The sequence below is a fragment of the Chryseobacterium sp. 22532 genome (genome assembly GCF_052044665.1).
GTDB classification, from domain to species: Bacteria; Bacteroidota; Bacteroidia; order Flavobacteriales; family Weeksellaceae; genus Chryseobacterium; species Chryseobacterium lathyri.
On record NZ_JBQENJ010000002.1, the window covers coordinates 226878 to 244688 of the forward strand.

Below are 17811 nucleotides of genomic sequence, written 5' to 3' on the forward strand. Positions count from 1 at the left end.
TAATTACTTATTGAACAACTCAAAGGAACGAAGAAAAAGAACCGGATTTTAGCGTGTAAATAACCAAATATTATCGTCAGTAGAAATACTTATTGAGGGTAATGTGTTGTTTATTAGTTGTTTGTGAGTTATTTTTTTAACCAATCCTGTAAACATGAATTCTGATAAAACAATTCAGATAAACTGTAGAAGAATAATTTTAGAAGAGTGATAAAAAAGGCTACTCCAAATTATTAGGAATAGCCTTTTTATATAGCTTGATGATTATAATTTATTGAATGACAATACTTTTTTTCTGTACCGTATGTGCTGAGAAATAACCCAAAGCCCCATTGTTAATATTACTTGGAGGATTGGAAGGGGTAACGCCTCCGCCGGGCCCGCCATCCCCTGAAATCTGAAGAAGAGCAGAATAATAGGTGAATATATTATGATCAATGGACTGCATTTCTACATAAACAGTATCCCCGGGCACTACCTTATGATCCGTAGGGTCATCATCATTATCCTCATTCGGGAGAAACAAAGGTCTTTGGTTGACCATTCCGTTATTTACATTATCTGAAAATACCTCAAATGTCTTTTTCGTCATGTTATTGATGGTAAAATTGAAAAGATAACGGTTCCCTAATACCGCGGGGTCGGTGAAAACAGGTAAAAGGGTATAGGTGGTTTCGCTTCCGAAGGTAAACGAATCCTGCGTCAGGCCATCAAAGCTGACAACTTCAGGCATGGTACTTTGAGCCGTATACTGCTTTCCTTCAGCCTGTATTTTCAGGGTATAGGTTCTCCCGGTCACTCCGGTAAAAGCTGTGGTTATATATTTGCCGTCCCCTACATACTGTAAAGTTTCTGTCTGACCTGTATTATCACTTACAACAACCTGTGCATCAGTAACCGCAGGATATTGATTGTTTTGTGTAAAAGCTACAGATTTTGTGATTCTTACAATATAGGGTCCCGGTTGGTTTGTTATATTGCCTTCTATGACGATGTTTCCACTCTTGTCATCCAGATCAAGATCGATCTCTTTTTCACAGGAAGTTAGTAAAAACAGCGATAATATGATAAAAATGATATTCTTCATGATCTAAAATTTGAAATTATAAGTGATATTGGGTACCCAACGGAAAAGGGAAGTCTGCATAGCGCGCGTTGTTCCAGGATTGTTCGGATTGTCTTCAAACGTAATGGTATAGGCATTTTCCCTGCCATAGAGATTATAAATACCGAATGACCATGATCCTTTGAAACGCTTGGTAGATTCCGGTTCATAGGTAGCGCTCAGATCCATTCTGTGGTAGGCAGGCATACGGTCTGCATTCCTGCTGCTGTACTGAAAAATAGTCTGTCCGTTCAGCTCATATTTGGCAGTAGGGAAGGTAACGGCATTTCCTGTGCTGTAAAGGAATAATCCGGATAAAGACCATTTCTTATTCAGTTCATAAGTGGCGACAATAGATAGATCGTGGGTTTTGTCCATTCTGGCATTATACCACTCATTATCATTGATTCCGTTTATTTTTCTTTCTGTTTTAGACAATGTGTAAGAAATCCATCCTGTCAATCTTCCGCTTTTCTTCTTGGCGATCAGTTCCAGTCCGTAGGCTCTTCCTTTACCATACAGCAATTCACTTTCTACATCTGCTGCCGTATCAAAGGTAATCTGCGCACCATTTTTAAAGTCGATCTGGTTTTGCATGGATTTGTAATAAATCTCAGCGTTCAGTTCATAATTGTTATGATTGAAATTTCTGCTGTATCCGGCACTGATCTGATCGGCTATTTCCGGCTTTACGCTGTAGCTGCTCCCGATCCACTGGTCTGTAGGATTTCCGCTGCTGCTGTTGCTCAGAAGGTGCAGATTCTGTGTGTTGCGGGAATATCCGGCCTTGATGCTGCTTACCTCATTGATGCGATAATTGGCGGTAATTCTCGGTTCAAGATTAAAGTATGTTTTCCCGAATTTACCCTTTTCCAGGAATCTGCTGTCCGTAATCACTCCATTATCATAGGTATTATACGTGTCACCACCCAAAATGCTGAAGGTAGAAAGCCTTAAACCATAATTTACGGTTAATTTATCTGAGGCTTTAAAATCATCATTGATATACACCGCATTTTCCCATGATTTTCTCGGGTTTCTCGGAAAGCTGCTCACACTCGTGCCGGAAGCGCTGCTTGGCGTGATCGTATGGTGAATAGACTGAAGCCCGAAACGCACCGAATGCTTATTTCCGGCAAACCACGTGAAATCCTGCTTAAGGTTCCAGTCCTCGATCTGGGAATCCAGGCCAAACGTATTATCATTGCTTTTCAGGCTGATTTTATAATTGTAATTGCTGTAAATTAATGAAGTATTGGAAAACAGCTTACTGCTGATAATGCTGTTCCATCGGAGTGTTGCCGTTGTATTTCCCCAGTCTGTTGAGAAGGTATCACCCAGTCCCAGGACATCTCTTCCGAAATATCCGGATAAATAAAGACGGTTGTTCTCATTAATCTGATAATTGGCTTTCAAATTCAAATCGTAGAAATAAAGCTTACTGTCCTTATAATCATCGCTTGTCTTAAGAAACAGATCGGCATAGGTTCTTCTTCCGGAAACAATGAATGAAGATTTTTCCTTCTGAATAGGACCTTCCACACTCAATCTGCTGCTGATCAGTCCAATTCCTCCATTCACATTATAATCCTTATTATTTCCGTCTTTCATTTTAACATCCATCACAGAAGAAAGACGGCCTCCGTACTGGGCAGGACTGTTTCCTTTAATAATGCTGGCATCTTTCAGTGCATCACTGTTGAAGGTGCTGAAGAAACCTAATAAGTGCGAAGCATTATAAACAGGTGCTTCATCCAGTAAGATCAGGTTCTGATCCGTAGCACCGCCTCTTACACTGAATCCGCTGCTTCCCTCACCATTGCTTTTGATTCCCGGTAAAAGCTGTATCGTTTTCATCACATCCTTTTCCCCGAACAAAACCGGCAGTTTTTCTATATTTTTGATGCTTAAAGTTTCAGTTCCCATCTGGGCCGAAGTAAGGTTTTTATCCTTTTTAATCCCTGAAATAACGACTTCATCAATTTTCCCCACTTTTTCATCTCCTTTTTCTTCCTGATCGAGTGGCAGATCCAGCTTGGTATTCTGTTCCACCTTTACCGGCAGCTCAAAATCACGGTAACCCGGATAGGAAACGATCAGCGTATAACTTCCTTCGGGAAGTGACAGGGAATAAAAGCCATATTCGTTGGCGACCACAGAAACAGACGGATCTTCACTTACTTTTACAGTAACCCCTATCAGCAGCTCTCCGTTCTTATGATCCTTCACAGTACCGCTTACTGAGTATTTCTGTTGCGCCAGCGCCATGGAGCTGAAACAGACTACAGCGGCGGTGACGGCAGTTTTAAAAAACAATTTTTGCATTGAGTTTAAATTTTAATGTAGTAGAAATCCTGTCAAATAGTATGTTTAGGTTGGGTGATGTTAAAGCTAATTGCAGAAAAAGGAATTAGACGGGTGAAACTTTTAGTGTTAGGTAATGGTTCATGGTTTACTGTCAAACGTAAAAATTCAAGCGATATTACAGAAATTGAAAAAAAATATTCTACCAGATACCAAAACCGGAATAAGAGTTTCTCAATCTTTTATGGCAGATGGGTTCCTGAATAGCCTGAAGAGGCGGGAAGGTATTTTGAGACTGAATTGATCTCTTTATGGTCTTTTTTCCTGTATAGTTAACAGGCAGCAATTGATTTCGGTTCATAGTTTTTGGTATGGTTATCCTGAAAAGGTAGAAAATCCCTGTTCCGGGAATACAAAAATAACAAAATACCACAACCAGACTTATATTTTATTGTCATCTTAATGTTAAATGATCACTGCAGATAAAAATGAGTATCACTTTATACAGACTGTGAATGAAATTAAATATATTTGTTCAATGAGTATTCTCCGAATCCGGGTACCTTATTTTCCGCACAGACTGTTTAATAAATAACTGCATAAAAAATGATTCCACTTCACGAACTTTTATTCTTTGTTCTGGCTGCCCTTGTTTTAGTGATAAGTCCCGGGCCTAATATGATCTACCTCATTTCAAAATCAATTACACAAGGAAAAAAATCCGGACTGATTTCTCTGGCAGGAGTAGTATGTGGTTTTATGTTTCATATTGTCATGGTATCTTTCGGGCTTACAGCGGTATTACTGGCAGTTCCGGTTGCTTATACCGTTCTGAAAACACTTGGAACCGTTTATCTTCTGTATTTAGCGTACCAGGCAATAAAACCTAAGAGTAAAAATATATTTGAAGTAGATAAAAACAGCCCGCATGATGGGACCAAAAAGCTTTTTAGCGTTGGCTTCCTCACCAGCGCACTGAACCCGAAAGTCGCTGTATTTTACCTGTCCTTTTTCCCGCAGTTCATAAAACCTGAATATGGTTCTGTTTTATTGCAAAGCTTTGAACTGGGAATTGTCCAGGTTTTTGTAAGCTTCAGCGTTAATTTTATCATCGTACTCACAGCTGCAAGGGTGGCCGCATTTTTTGCGGGTAATCCATTTTGGGTAAAGATTCAGAAATGGTTTATGGCGGGCGTACTTACTTATTTAGCTGTAAAAATGGCTTTGTCGAAGGCTAAATAAGCGGGTATGTAGCTTATTGCTGTAAATGTTGTATCAATAAATGATTCCAAAGCATGAAACAGACCATTCCCACTTATGATTTAAACAGTATTACCCGGCATGGTATCCTGATCGAAAGGATTGAAAAGCGGACGATGAGCACCATAGATAATCTTTTTGATAAAGGAATTCACCGGGACAGCCATTATATTTTTACATTTCTGGAAAGTGGAAGGGCTAAGATGATGGTTGATTTCAAGATCATAGAAGCCCGGGATGCTGCTGTTTTCTTTTTGCTGCCCGGTCAGGTTCATCAGGGAATTTTAATGGAAAAGGTCACCGGATGGTTTATTGCCGTGAAAGCAGACCTGTTACCCGATACTGCAAGATCGGTTTTTGAAGAAACTTTAGTAGATGTACAGCCGGTACCTGCTGATGGTAGCTGGGTTGAAAAGCTCAATGTCTGTGCCGGGATGCTTCAGATGTCCTGTACGGAAGAAATGCTGGCTACTAAAGAAGGATTTCTTGTTGTTCAGTCATTAATTAATGCTTTTACAGGCTTGTATGTCCTTATCTTTTTAGGCGGAAATCATGCAGGAGCATCCAGTGAAAGCCGTGCCGTTCAATTGACCAGAAAGTTCAGGATTCTGGTAAGAAAAGAATTTAAAACCCTGAAAAGTCCATCAGCCTATGCCGGGCTTTTGAATATTTCACCCGGCTATCTGACTGAGGTTATTCGTGAGGTAACAGGTAAATCTGCCCAGCACTGGATCCATCAGGAAGTTTTGATAGAAGCCAAAAGACTTTTATCCTTCACTCAACTTAGTGTAAAAGAAATTGCGTATGAGCTGGGCTACAGCGATAATGCCTATTTTTCCCGCTTATTTTCTAAGGTTGAAGGCTGCCCGCCGACAGAATTCCGGGACAAATACCGGAACAGGAAGTAACCCACGAATTGTCCAACTAATACCCTGATACGGCTATCGGTCTGCATTCATTTTGAAGCTTCCTTTGCATTAAAAATTATTTATGCCAAGCCTACCAAAATGGATGAATGATACATTAGAAAATGTCATGTCCTCAAAATTTAAAGAATGCACCGTTATCCATACAGAAGCTGTTTCAAAAGATCTCCGCCTTATCCGTTTTACTTCTGATCTGGAAGATGTCCCTTTTGAACCGGCTTACGCTATAGGAATAAGAGTCAACGAAAGGGATTACCGTAATTATTCACCCTTCAGTTTTAATAAGAATGCAGGAACTTTTGATGTGATTTTCCATCTTCATGATACGGATGCTGTAGGAAGCCGTTTTGCAAGCCGTCTTTCACCAGGCGAAACTACAAAAATACTGATGCCAAGAGGGAAACGTTTTTTTGAACCCAATGCAGAAATCCATTTTTCCATAGGGGATGCAACTTCGCTGGGAAGTTCTCTGTCCATCAAAGAAGCAGCGGAAGAGATTGGCGGTGCATTTGTATGTCTTCATGAGCTGGAAGATTCCTCGGTGTTGAAAAAACTGGGACTGTACGGCTATCACGCTCCCAAAAACGATATCCAGAACATGATGGAAGCTTTAAACGACTTTTTAAAGGAAGAAAAACAAGCCGTTTACAATAATGAAGCGGTTTTCTATCTTACAGGAAACGGAAATACCATGTCGGTGGTTCGCAAATTTCTTAAGGCGAAAGGGGTGGATGGGAAGTGTATCAGGTCGCAGGCGTATTGGATGGTGGGGAAGAGGGGGTTGTAATGAAGTGAATATTTATAACACTTATTTGTCACTGAAAATCTTTAACCTTATCTTTGATAAAGCAAATGCCATAAAGATGTTAACGATGCTATTTAAGGAAATTCGAAAGTCAAAATATCAATTACACTGAGATTAGGCTATCAATATTTACCAATAAAAGAACAATCCTAGTAGAGGAAATAACATTTTCTGCTATCTTTCTTGCTGAATAAATTAGCAAGAGCAATGAAAGAACTGCATTAGAACTTTTTAATAGATGGGTGTATGGAAAGCTTATAGGAAATGGGCTTAAGTTAGAGGAAGCAATTTCATATAAATATTCTTATAATTAAATTATTGTTGTAATTGTTTAGGCAAACATCCAATATTAGCTAAAAAAACTATCATTAAAATTTATGAACACCTTCGGAAAAACCATACGATTATTTTTAATAGACGGAACTGCGAATAGCCTTACTACTGCAGAACTTAGTAACTGGACAGGAATTGGTATAAAAGTTCCACGTATCAAAATTAAAGATTACAGTTCCAGAGCAGAATTTAGAAAGCCAGGTGTGTATATTTTAATTGGTAAGGATGAAAATAATGAAGATGCGGCTTATATTGGAGAAGCAGAAATAATTGCAGATCGTCTGGTTCAACATATTGCTAATAAAGATTTCTGGAATGAAGTATTATTTTTTGGAAGTAAGGATAAATATCTGAATAAAGCCAGTGTGAAGTATTTAGAAAATAGATTATACGAAATTGCGAGAAATGCTGGACGGCATGTGATAGATCAAAATCTTCCAACTCGGCCGGAGTTATCTGAGGCAGAACAGGCTGAATTGGAAGAGTTTTTATCAAATATTAAAGTATTGACAGCATCATTAGGACACAGAATATTTGAATCATTAGAAGAAACAGTTATACAAAACGAGACTAAACAACAGATATTATTTTGTAAGAATGGAGCTGGGGCATCGAGTAAAGGAAGTCCCTCAACTGAAGGCTTTGTAGTGTATAAAGATTCTCTTTTTATGTTGGATGAGCAGCTGTCATTAACGAACAGTATATCAGCAGAAAGGCGGGAGATGGTAGAGGAAGGAATATTACAGACAGAAGGAGGCTTTTATAAGCTTACAAAGGATTATATTTTCACTTCATCTTCTAGAGCTGCGGCTGCTACTTTAGCCAGATCTGCAAGTGGCCCTATAGAATGGAAAACAGAAGAGGGAATTCAACTAAAATATTTAGAGATTTAAATTGAATTAAACTGGGATGCAATTTTTCGATCAATAAAAAAAAGCTTTATCCCGAACTCAGGTTAAATTAAGATTTAAATTACACAAAAACAGCTGAAGAATCCTCTTCAGCCGTTTTTTTGAAAATAATATATCAAGAATTTAATCCCGGATAATCATTTTTTTAGAACCCGTCACTTTTCCGTCTGTCATCATGGTATATACATATGTTCCGGATTGCAGATCTGAACCTGATAGGGTGATTGTTCCGTTGCCTTTCTCACGGAGTGGGAGGGATTTCACCAGTTGGCCAGTGATGTTGTATACTTCAATAGAAGCTGTTTTTGTACTTTTCGGAAGATAATAGCTGATGCTCGTTCCGTTTTTGGTGGGATTGGGAACATTTTGAGCGAGTTGAGCAACATCTGAAGAAGAAAGATCAGTTGATGAAACTCCTTTATTCAATAGAAGCTGTTTCAGTTCCTCTACTGTATTTTCAAGGTTTTTAATGCGGTCTTCCAGCTGCTGGATGGTTTCATCTGAAGCCGAAGCTGTTTTGTTGAGCGGCGTATTCGAAACCATTACATTACCACTCGCATCTACAACCAGGGCGCGGCCGCTTCCTGTGGGCAGATTTTCATGTCTTACCGTTCCCACCGTGTGGAAATTAGCAGTCGGGGCGAGTGTAAGAATCCCCACACTTTGATCTTTGATCAGCATGGTTGATGTAGGAGATAATCCAAACATAATGGACAGCGGAATATTATTCGTCAGTTTCACTCCTCCGGTTCCAGACCCAATCACGAAAGAACGGTTTCCGGTAGCAGCCAGGTCAATTCCGAATCCTCCGGAATATACATCCTTAAGATCGATGCCTACCCCTAATGCGAACTGGTTATGGTTTCTGATAGTATTTTTCCAGCCCAATGCCACAGACTTGCTTGAATTATTCAGGACCACATTGTCCTGTCCGCTCACGATGTTGGCCCCTCCGCCGTTGGCGAGATCATTTCCCCATCCGCTTACTATAGAACTACTGGCCAGTCCTCCAAGAATATTGGAGCTTCCCGTCACGATACTTCCTTTTACTTTGGCGGTATTGGAGTTATTCACGGCGTCTACGATAAACGAACCTGCTTCATTAAGGATAGCTTGCCCCGGATTGGCAGATGCTCCGTTGGTTCTCAGGAAAAAAGGTCTCGGATCTACTGTGCCTGCATAATTTGCCGATGTGATCCCAGCGTTTCCAGTAATTTGCCATTGCTGGGCATTAGCAATTCCTGCTAAAAAAAGCATAGCTGCTGCCAGGCCACTTTTCATGGATAATAATGGTGTTTTCATAAATTTGAATTTTGATGGTTTTAGTTATCACTAAAGTATGAAATATTATTATTGTAATGGATTTTTTCTCACTTTAATGTGATGTACAAGGATTGTTTATTGCTTTAAATTCAGTAATAAAGGGAAATATGTGCATTATAATTAATTTCTATACATTTCATTTGTATCATCTAATTACTTTTGAAAGCCTTTTCAATACGGATATAATTGAGTGGCAGCTTAACTAAATTTGAAACAATAAATTTTAATTCAGGAGATACATCATGATGGTCATCTTTTTTATAAATGCAGTTAAAAAGAAATCAATTTGAATTGGCAAACACTGATTTAATTTTTAAAATAAATTTTATTTTTTTTAAACACGTGTTTAATTTCCTGTTATTGCGTTAATTAAGTGTTTTTGACCTAAATAATTCGGGCTCAAATGAGACTCTGAATAAAATTTTGGTATGTAAATTGTTGAATAGAGGGCTAACTAAAATTTTATTTTTAACGCATTAAATTATGTGAAAAATATTAATTTATTATAAAGTCATATGAATAATTTAAATTTTAGCACCATTAATGGGAAATTCATTTTCTTGTTAATGGTTCTTTTTTACGGTATTACGAACGCGCAATGTACAGCCTACACAGGTCAGGCGATGAATCCCGGGCAGACTTACTGTCTTACCGGAAACCTGACTTTAGCTAATGATATAACCATCCCACAGGGTACACTTCTTATTATTGAACCTGGAAGAGTGCTTACTGTAAAAGGTGTTACGGTAAACGGTAACCTTGAGATCAGAGATGCTGCCAGTGTGAAATCTGAGGGATCAATCATCATAGGAGTTTTCGGAAGCCAGAAGAACTCAAAAGTGAAACTAGGAACAAAAGCTTACCTTTCCCTTACCGGTTCGGTTTCTCAGGGAGATCCTTCATTTTGGGGGACATTTCCCGGAGCTACTTCAACCATTGATATGGGAACATACAGCGTTGTGGAAATATGCGGAACTTTCAGCCAGCAGTCCATTACCTATCCTTTTATAAATTATGTTGGTGCTCCTTTGGGAAAAGCCTATTGTATTGCCAAAGCCCAGGTAAATGGAGGGGGAAGCTCCATACTCAGTAATGACAGCCAGATTATAGCCATTGCAATGGATACGGTAACAGGGCTTGCTCCCGGAAATGCCAGCTTCTGCGGACCAAATGCTACTCAGGCTTCATGTCCGGGTCTTTGGCCTGCCGGGCTTCCTGATGACAAATTTGCCTGTGGTTTTGCGGATGAAATTGTTCATGAATTAGATAATTACTGTACCAAACCCGGACTTTCGGGAACCCCTGACGGCTATACGAAAATGGGAATCACTACACAGCAGAAAACCAAAAGCTGGCCTGAGAATATTCCTAATGGTTTTCTTGCATTAGAATCGAAAACTAAAGGCTTTGTTATCACCAGAGTGCAGCATGTAGACCAGACTCCTAAGCCAGGAGATGCAGTTGCTGAACCGAAAGAAGGAATGCTTGTTTATGATATTCAGGACAACTGTGTTAAACTGTACAACGGTACCCAATGGAAATGTATTGAAAGAAGCTGTAATGATTAACCTAAATTTTGAACATAATATGAAACCTATAAAAAAGATAAGTATAGCCCTGACATTGATGATTTTTAATGTTTTTTACACTCAGGTCGCTATAGGGAAAGAAACAATTGACGGAAGAAACACCATACTGGATTTCAATAATACATCCACCAATACAAAAGGGCTTATTCTGCCGGCAACACAGGGAATTCCTGCCGGCAGTCCGGCAAACGGAACATTTGTATTTGATACATCCGATGGCAAAGTGAAGGTGTACGAAAATAATACTTGGAAAGCGCTTAGTGATATGGGAAATGCCGCATCAGTAATACCTAATGATTCGGATGAAGCCGGAAATGGAGTAGTGATAGGTAATAAGGAAGGTAGCGCAGATGGAGTGCTGGTCCTTGAATCACCAGATAAAGCGATGATTCTTCCCAAAATATCTTCGCCGCATCTCAATGTGAAAAATCCGTACCCGGGAATGATATGCTACGATACAGCCAGTAAAACGTTTGCTGTTTTTGACGGAACGGTCTGGAATTATTGGAAATAGCAATACGATAAGACTATTCAAAAAAGCCCTGTATTAGAAGTAAACAGGGCTTTTTTTATTTATTTATTTATTTATTTATTTCTCCCATACAACAGGATTCTTTTGAAAGCATAAATAGCCGGAAGTTTTGGGAAATTCCTCGTAATACGCAGTTTAAACTCTGTTGTAAAGGTTTTTTGCTGTTCCTCATCAAGTCTTTCCAGGTAAGGAATCAAGGCCGATCCTGAGATAAAGTTGAATAGGGTATCATGATCTTCGGCAATAATAGGATATACCTTTTGGGAAAGATTCAAATCTTGAATGCCGTTATCGAAGAGGATCTGTGCATATTCATCAATGGTCAGGACGGCAGAAGGGCGGTTCCAGCTGTTAAGCTGAGATTTAAACGGCTCTTCATCCGCCAGCTCAAAAAGAATTTTATTCAGGGTATTTCCCGGCTGATAAGGCATCTGTACAGCTAGTTGACCACCCACATTCAGTTTGGAGATCAGCTTCGGAAATAATTCCTGATGGTTGTCGGACCATTGCAGGGCAGCGTTACTGAAAATAAGATCCCAGCTTTCATCAGCATCAAGCATAGCTTCAGTTGTCGATAATTTAAAGTGGAGACGTTCATTTTCAAGGGTCCTGGATTTTTCAAGCATTTCGGGAGAAGAATCTATTCCAGTAAAAACAGCTCCCTGAAGTTTATCCGTAAGGATGGCAGTCTGCTCACCTGTTCCACATCCGATATCTACTGCTTTCATATTACTTTCATCGGTGATCAGCTCGGCGAGATCATAAAACGGCTTAAAACGGATATTTTTAAATTGATTGTAAACGTCAGGATTCCAAGGCATATTCAGTGAATTTAAATGAATCTTCAATTTAGCAATTCCTGAATAGAATAAGGAAATTAAAATATTAAAAGATTCTTAAAAGATGGGGAGCGGGAAGATGGAAGCGGGAAGTTACTGTAGTGAGAAAGGGTAATCAATCTCGTTTTTATTGAATATTTGAGGTTTTAATTTAGTATGAATTTGGTAAAAGTCTTTGTCATGGTTTTAAAACTTGACAAGGATCTTAAAAAGCTCTTGAATCCATTTACAGACTGAAAGCGCCTCCATCTTCCATCTTCCCGCTTCCATCCTTTATAAAATCTGCGCGCTTTCCTTAATGCTGTTCATCACAAAAATACTTTTCGTCTGCCCGATTCCTTCAATTTCAGAGAGCTTATTGACAAAAAACTCATGAAACTCATCCATATTTGGAGCCAGGATCTTAAGCATGAAATCAAAATCCCCGCTGATGTTGTAAAACTCTACAACTTCTTTCAGTTTTCCTACTTCTTCAATGAACTTTCCGGCTGTTTTTTTATTGTGAACATTCAGGGCAATCATGCAGATCACCATCATGCCTTTATTTACCTTTTTACGGTCTAGTACAGCCGTATACTCCCTGATAATGCCAAGCTTTTCCATCCGCTTAATCCGTTCATGGGTAGGGGTGGGGCTTAAATTGATCCTTGCGGAAATATCACGCACACTCATTTTGGCATCCTTCTGTAGCAAACGCAGGATAGAAAGGTCCTTTTCATCGGGAATGTAATGTTCTGCGGTCATTTGTTCTGTTTTTAAGCTTGTTATTAATGGTGATAGTGTATTTGTTCTTTTAAATTTGATCAAAATACAAATTTGTTCCAAATTTACTATATAATTTTTACATATGTTCTTTTAAAATTAATTTTGCAGGAAATTTGAATCTATGAGTACAAGGAAAAATTTAATATTAATATTAGCATCAGTAGGAACTTTTGTAGAGGCTTTGGATATTGCCATTATTAATTTAACGATTCCTTCTATTCAGGAGCAGTTTCATATTGGGGCGGAGACTGTACAGTGGCTGCAAACCCTTTATGTACTGTTTTTTGGAGGTTTCCTGATCATTGGCGGAAAACTTTCGGACCAGATCGGGCGTAAAAAAATATTCCTTATTGGAGCTCTTATTTTTATGCTGACATCATTGGGAGCGGGACTTTCGCAAAGCTTTGAAGTCTTGGCTGTATTCCGTGCCCTTCAGGGACTGGGAGCGGCTTTGATCATGCCTTCCGCTTTATCCATTGTGACGAATACTTTCAGGGGAGAGCAGGAACGTAACCGGGCGATCGGGATTTTCAGTTCGTTTGCTGCGATCGGTTCCGGAAGCGGGCTTTCTGTAGGAGGAATTATCAGTACTTATCTAAGCTGGCACTGGGTTTTCCTGATCAATGTTCCTATTCTTTTATTGACCCTGATTTTTGCCTATCAGTACCTTCCTGCAGATGAAAAAAGCGAAGCCGGACAAAAAACAGATCTCATTTCAGGAATGCTGCTGGTTTTAGGCCTGCTGAGTCTTACCTACGGAACCCATGAATTGGTTCATATCAAAGAAAATCCAATGATGATCATCGGTTCTCTGGTACTTGCTGTTTTACTTTTGACTGCTGTATTTATCAGACTGAAATCTGTAGCTCAGCCTTTGATCGATTTACAGTTATTAAAACACAGATCGCTGATGATTTCTAATGCAGTTTTCTTTACATTGGGAGCATTTTTCATAGGATTTCTTTTTCTAATTTCATTAATGCTTCAGAAAGATATGGGACATAGTGCAGCATCAGCAGGGTTGATGCTTGTACCGTTCAGTATCATGTCTGCACTGGCAGCAAAATTTGTTTTATCTCATGTTTCCAAGAGATTAAGTTCTTCACAAATGGGTGTTTTCGGATGGAGTTTTATGCTGACAGGCGCTTTATCTTTACTGATTGCGGTGTATACAGGGCATCCTTTGGCAGTAGTATTGTTGGGAGCAGCCTGTATTTCAGGAATCGGAATGACCTTCTGTTTTACGGCACTTTCGGTGATGGGAATTCAGGATGTGGAGCCTTCTCATTATGGTGTGGCATCCAGTTTAAGTTCTACCAGTTACTTTCTGGGAGCGGGTATCGGCCTTTCGTTCATGACTCTGATGAGTCAGATCTTTCCGTCAAAATATGCGGTTGGAGATTTGAGTTTAATCATCCTGGTAGGTTATGCTTTACTGGCTCTTGGAATGCTTTTATATTTTATCTTTAAAAGTTTAAAAATCAGGCAGACGGAAATTGCTGTTTCATAAAAAGAAATATGTATAAATCCATGATTTCAACGCAAAGAAATTATTGTTACTTTCTATTTTGAGGAGAGTAAAGAAGACGTCTCTGCCGTTGATTAAGCTGTAGTATAAATATTTTGAATACACCTGCTTCCTTTCGTAGTTTAGCCTGTATCATGGCCTAGGAAGCTGTAGCGTTAAGAAAATTATAACTTGATTCGTTAAAAAATTCCCACTGTCTGAGTGCGGTAAGAATATTGAACCGAAGAGGTAACAATGAATCCGCACGAGTTTGGGAATTTTAGAAGCAAGTTTTAATTTTTAGCGAAAGATTCCAGTCTTGAATTTTTGGTTCATTTTGTTTCAAGACAAAAGAACATATAAACTTAAATAAATATTATTACCGATAAGTTCAGTTTTTATTAAAAATATACAAACTATATGAAAAAGGATCGGCATTATTGTGCCGGTTCTTTTTATTTTAGCAGTATGAAAATACAGATCATCAGCGACCTTCATCAGGAATTCGGATCGACTGATTTATTTTTTGATCATGCGGATGTTGTCATATTGGCCGGAGATGTTAATCTTGGGACCAAAGGAATTGAATGGATCAAATCAAAAATAGGAAATAAGCCTGTCATCTATGTTCTGGGAAATCATGAATATTATAAAGGTTCCTATCCTAAAACCTTAAACAAGATAAAACAGGCAGCTGAAGGATCCAATGTATTTGTTCTTGAAAATGAATCCGTGGATATTGACGGAATCAGATTTCACGGAGCCACACTATGGACGGATTTTTCTATTTTCGGAAATCCTTTACATTACGGAATGATCTGTCAGCCTAAAATGAATGATTATAAAATGATCAGACGGGATCCTTCCTATTCAAAAATGAGGACCATTGATACCTTCAAAATTCATCAGTTTTCAAAGCTGTGGTTAAAAGAAAGTCTGGAAAACTCTAAAGGCTTAAAGAATATTGTCGTTACCCATCACGCGCCCAGCATTCAGTCTGTTCCGGAACAGTACAAAGAAGATCCCGTGACTTCCGCTTATGTCTCCAATCTGGAAGATTTCATTACAGAGCACCAACCACTGTACTGGATTCATGGGCATATCCATACGCCATGCAGATACAACATCGGGAAAACCGAGGTGATCTGCAACCCGCATGGCTATATCGATGAAAAATATAATGGATATGAAAAAGAATTGATCATTGAATTGTAAAATCAAAGAGTTTTCTCTATCCACTTAATCTTTTTTTGATTTTGCCCCTTTCACTCAAATACCCTAATTTCGTACTCTAATTCATCTTTCATGGCTAAAAAGTCTACCGAAAACCCCTCAGAATTTGTATCCGTATTTACTTTTGAAGAGCTTCTTCGGGATGTAGAGTTTGATCTCAGGGTAAAGGAATTTGTGGTCATGGAAATTGATAAGGCTAATTATCTTATCAAGCTCAATACCCCATACCGTTCAGACTATTTCTGCATTTTTATGGTCCAGCAGGGAAGTATCCGTTTCAGGTTGGATGACAAAAGCTATGGTGTATCGGAAGGCGATGTCATTTTCTGTCCTTTTTCAGAAATATTCTGGGTAGATATGATCTCAGAAGAATACAAAGCAAAATATATCTTCTTTTCCCTGGAATTTATTTCTGATGCCGGATTTAATTACAAATCGAATGATGTCCTGAAAAGCCTTTCAGCAGATCCTACTCACATTATCAGAAATGAACCTGATCTCTATAGAAGGCTGGATTTCCACCTTGATGAGCTAAAGGCCCTTAACAATGCGGAGAAAGAAGATTATTACTTCAATGAAATGATCTGGCATCACTTTTCACTCGTGATCTATGAGATCGACAATTATTTCAAAAAGATTGAAAAACCCCATCAGGTGACCCATCGTGAAGATGAACTGACAACCAGCTTCTTTACGCTGGTTCGGGAACATTTTAAAGAAGAGCATAATGTACAGTTCTATGCCGACAAACTCTGTATTAGCCGGAAATATCTAACCAAAGTGATCAATAAGACCATGTTCAAATCCCCTAGAGATATTATTCATCAGGTATTGGCTGTGGAAGCAAGACTTCTTCTCAGGAACCCGAACCTCAATGTCAATCATGTTGCGATGGAGCTGAAGTTCTCTGATCAGGCGTCTTTCAGCAAATTTTTTAAAAAGCATGTTGGGAAATCACCATTAGAGTACAAAAAAGATGATTTGTATTGACAATCAGTGTTTTGTATTTTGGAAATTTTATAATTGATGTCTTTTTGCTAAATTATTGCTGTTTTCTGATACAAAAAGTGGAATTATATTATTTATGTATTCTATTTAAGGTATTAAATGATATTTCTCATGTTTTGAAGAATCAGGAGTCTTTTTGACAAAACAAGGAGTTTTTTGAATATTTCGATTGAATTTTTTTAAGGCGAATTTTGCCCCGTAAATTTAAAAGGAATATTGTTATGCAGAGATTTTTTATTCAAAAATCAACTATACTTTTCCTCTCGCTGATCGTCTTGGCGGGGTGCAGGAAAAACAATCAAAACCAGGCTTTTCAACAGCAGGCCCCTGAACTTCCGATAGAAAAAGTGAAGCAGGGAGACGCTTCTGTTTCCAGAGAATATGCAGCATCCGTGGAAGGAATTTCCAATGTAGAGATCAGACCACAGGTTACGGGATATTTAAGCAAGATCTTCGTAGATGAAGGAGATTATGTAAGAGCGGGACAGCCTCTGTTCAAAATAGAAGACCAGATCTTCCGCGAGCAGATGAAAAGTGCTCAGGCAGCCCTGATCACAGCTCAAGCCAATCTTTCCACTTCCAAAATTGATCTCGACAGAAAAAAGGAATTATTACGAAACAAAATGGTCTCTGATATTCAGGTGAAAGAAGCGGAAGCTGCTTACAACGCAGCAAGAGGAGCGGTAAGTCAGTCGGTATCTGCGATTGAATCCGCAAAGATCAATCTTAATTTCTCTACGATCAAAGCTCCGGTAAGCGGATTTATCGGGAGGTTCAATTACCGTCTGGGAAGCTTAATGACGCCCTCCAATCAGGAGCCGATCACGCTTTTATCAGACATTCATGAGGTGTATACCTATTTCAGCATGAGTGAAAATGATTTCAACAGCTTCCAGAAACAACAGGCGGGAAGCAACATCAACGAGATCATCAAAAATACACCGGCAGTTTCTCTTCTGCTTTCCGGAGGCGAAAAATATGCACAGACCGGAAAAATAGATGCGGTGGAAGGACAGTTCAACAAAACCACAGGTTCCATCACTTTAAGAGCAAAATTCACCAATCCGGACAACCTTTTGAGAAGCGGGAATACCGGGAAAATTGTGATGGACCAGTTTTACAGCAACGTAGTTCTTCTTCCTGTAGCTTCTACGAGAACCATTCAGGATAAGATCTTTGTATTCTCCATCAAAGGAGGAAAAGCAGTGATGCTTCCGGTAGAAGTCACTGGAAAGGCCGGAGATAATTTCATCGTATCAAAAGGATTAAAAGCCGGTGATGAGTACATCGTAACAGGTTTCGACAGACTGCAGCCGGGAACGCCCGTAGTCGCTCAGAAAAAGAATGCTCAACCGAAAAAATCGTAAGAAA

General features: G+C 39.0%; 16 protein-coding genes. 10 read left to right on the forward strand and 6 right to left on the reverse strand.

The genetic code is table 11. The features are described from left to right. Positions 1-271 precede the first annotated feature (271 nt). From ACTJIV_RS05225 to ACTJIV_RS05235, 3 genes are all read right to left on the reverse strand, one after another. The gene (locus ACTJIV_RS05225) at positions 272-1087 is read right to left on the reverse strand and encodes a DUF4249 domain-containing protein (RefSeq protein WP_440626069.1); all 816 of its coding nucleotides are present in this window, start codon (positions 1085-1087) and stop codon (positions 272-274) included. 3 nt (positions 1088-1090) lie between these two features. Further along, entirely contained in the window at positions 1091-3430 is a 2340-nt protein-coding gene (locus tag ACTJIV_RS05230; protein ID WP_336378275.1) for a TonB-dependent receptor, read from the reverse strand. Between the two features lie 181 nt (positions 3431-3611). Then, positions 3612-3770 (reverse strand): hypothetical protein, encoded by a 159-nt coding sequence (locus tag ACTJIV_RS05235; protein WP_440626072.1) that lies wholly within the window; start codon positions 3768-3770, stop codon positions 3612-3614. A 245-nt stretch (positions 3771-4015) separates the two neighbouring features. On the opposite strand from ACTJIV_RS05235, the gene ACTJIV_RS05240 reads away from it, so the two are divergent. The 4 genes from ACTJIV_RS05240 to ACTJIV_RS05255 all read left to right on the forward strand — a co-directional run bounded on the left by ACTJIV_RS05240 (position 4016) and on the right by ACTJIV_RS05255 (position 7626). Next, a complete protein-coding gene (locus ACTJIV_RS05240; RefSeq protein WP_440626074.1) occupies positions 4016-4651 on the forward strand; it encodes a LysE family translocator in 636 nt (211 codons plus the stop codon). A gap of 53 nt (positions 4652-4704) precedes the next feature. Next, positions 4705-5577: a helix-turn-helix domain-containing protein gene (locus ACTJIV_RS05245; RefSeq protein ID WP_440626076.1), complete on the forward strand. Its 873-nt coding sequence runs from the start codon at positions 4705-4707 to the stop codon at positions 5575-5577. A gap of 82 nt (positions 5578-5659) precedes the next feature. Further along, positions 5660-6382, forward strand: coding sequence for a siderophore-interacting protein (locus tag ACTJIV_RS05250; RefSeq protein WP_440626078.1), 723 nt, complete (start codon positions 5660-5662; stop codon positions 6380-6382). Between the two features lie 395 nt (positions 6383-6777). Next, complete coding sequence (locus tag ACTJIV_RS05255; RefSeq protein WP_440626080.1) at positions 6778-7626, forward strand: GIY-YIG nuclease family protein; 849 nt, start codon at positions 6778-6780, stop codon at positions 7624-7626. A gap of 141 nt (positions 7627-7767) precedes the next feature. On the opposite strand, the gene ACTJIV_RS05260 is transcribed toward ACTJIV_RS05255, so the two are convergent. Beyond that, positions 7768-8946, reverse strand: a complete 1179-nt coding sequence (locus tag ACTJIV_RS05260; RefSeq protein ID WP_440626082.1) for a T9SS type A sorting domain-containing protein — start codon at positions 8944-8946, stop codon at positions 7768-7770. A gap of 536 nt (positions 8947-9482) precedes the next feature. Between ACTJIV_RS05260 and ACTJIV_RS05265 the strand changes: the two genes are divergently transcribed. Both ACTJIV_RS05265 and ACTJIV_RS05270 read left to right on the forward strand, forming a co-directional pair. Further along, positions 9483-10535 carry a hypothetical protein gene (locus ACTJIV_RS05265; RefSeq protein ID WP_440626084.1) on the forward strand — a complete coding sequence of 351 codons (1053 nt, stop codon included), beginning with the start codon at positions 9483-9485 and terminating at the stop codon, positions 10533-10535. A 19-nt stretch (positions 10536-10554) separates the two neighbouring features. Continuing rightward, on the forward strand, positions 10555-11070 hold the full coding sequence (locus tag ACTJIV_RS05270) for a hypothetical protein (RefSeq protein ID WP_440626086.1): 516 nt from the start codon (positions 10555-10557) through the stop codon (positions 11068-11070). Positions 11071-11141: 71 nt separating this feature from the next. Here ACTJIV_RS05270 and ACTJIV_RS05275 read toward each other — a convergent pair whose 3' ends face one another. Both ACTJIV_RS05275 and ACTJIV_RS05280 read right to left on the reverse strand, forming a co-directional pair. Further along, positions 11142-11909: a methyltransferase domain-containing protein gene (locus ACTJIV_RS05275; RefSeq protein WP_440626088.1), complete on the reverse strand. Its 768-nt coding sequence runs from the start codon at positions 11907-11909 to the stop codon at positions 11142-11144. A gap of 291 nt (positions 11910-12200) precedes the next feature. After that, positions 12201-12671, reverse strand: coding sequence for an Lrp/AsnC family transcriptional regulator (locus tag ACTJIV_RS05280; RefSeq protein WP_111954483.1), 471 nt, complete (start codon positions 12669-12671; stop codon positions 12201-12203). A 142-nt stretch (positions 12672-12813) separates the two neighbouring features. Here ACTJIV_RS05280 and ACTJIV_RS05285 point away from each other — a divergent pair, with 142 nt between their 5' ends. The 4 genes from ACTJIV_RS05285 to ACTJIV_RS05300 all read left to right on the forward strand — a co-directional run bounded on the left by ACTJIV_RS05285 (position 12814) and on the right by ACTJIV_RS05300 (position 17807). Beyond that, positions 12814-14202, forward strand: coding sequence for an MFS transporter (locus ACTJIV_RS05285; RefSeq protein WP_440626090.1), 1389 nt, complete (start codon positions 12814-12816; stop codon positions 14200-14202). A gap of 417 nt (positions 14203-14619) precedes the next feature. Beyond that, positions 14620-15414 (forward strand): metallophosphoesterase, encoded by a 795-nt coding sequence (locus ACTJIV_RS05290; RefSeq protein ID WP_440626092.1) that lies wholly within the window; start codon positions 14620-14622, stop codon positions 15412-15414. Between the two features lie 90 nt (positions 15415-15504). Beyond that, positions 15505-16422, forward strand: coding sequence for a helix-turn-helix domain-containing protein (locus ACTJIV_RS05295; protein WP_440626094.1), 918 nt, complete (start codon positions 15505-15507; stop codon positions 16420-16422). 239 nt (positions 16423-16661) lie between these two features. Continuing rightward, on the forward strand, positions 16662-17807 hold the full coding sequence (locus ACTJIV_RS05300) for an efflux RND transporter periplasmic adaptor subunit (RefSeq protein ID WP_223559015.1): 1146 nt from the start codon (positions 16662-16664) through the stop codon (positions 17805-17807). The last annotated feature ends 4 nt before the right edge of the window (positions 17808-17811 follow it).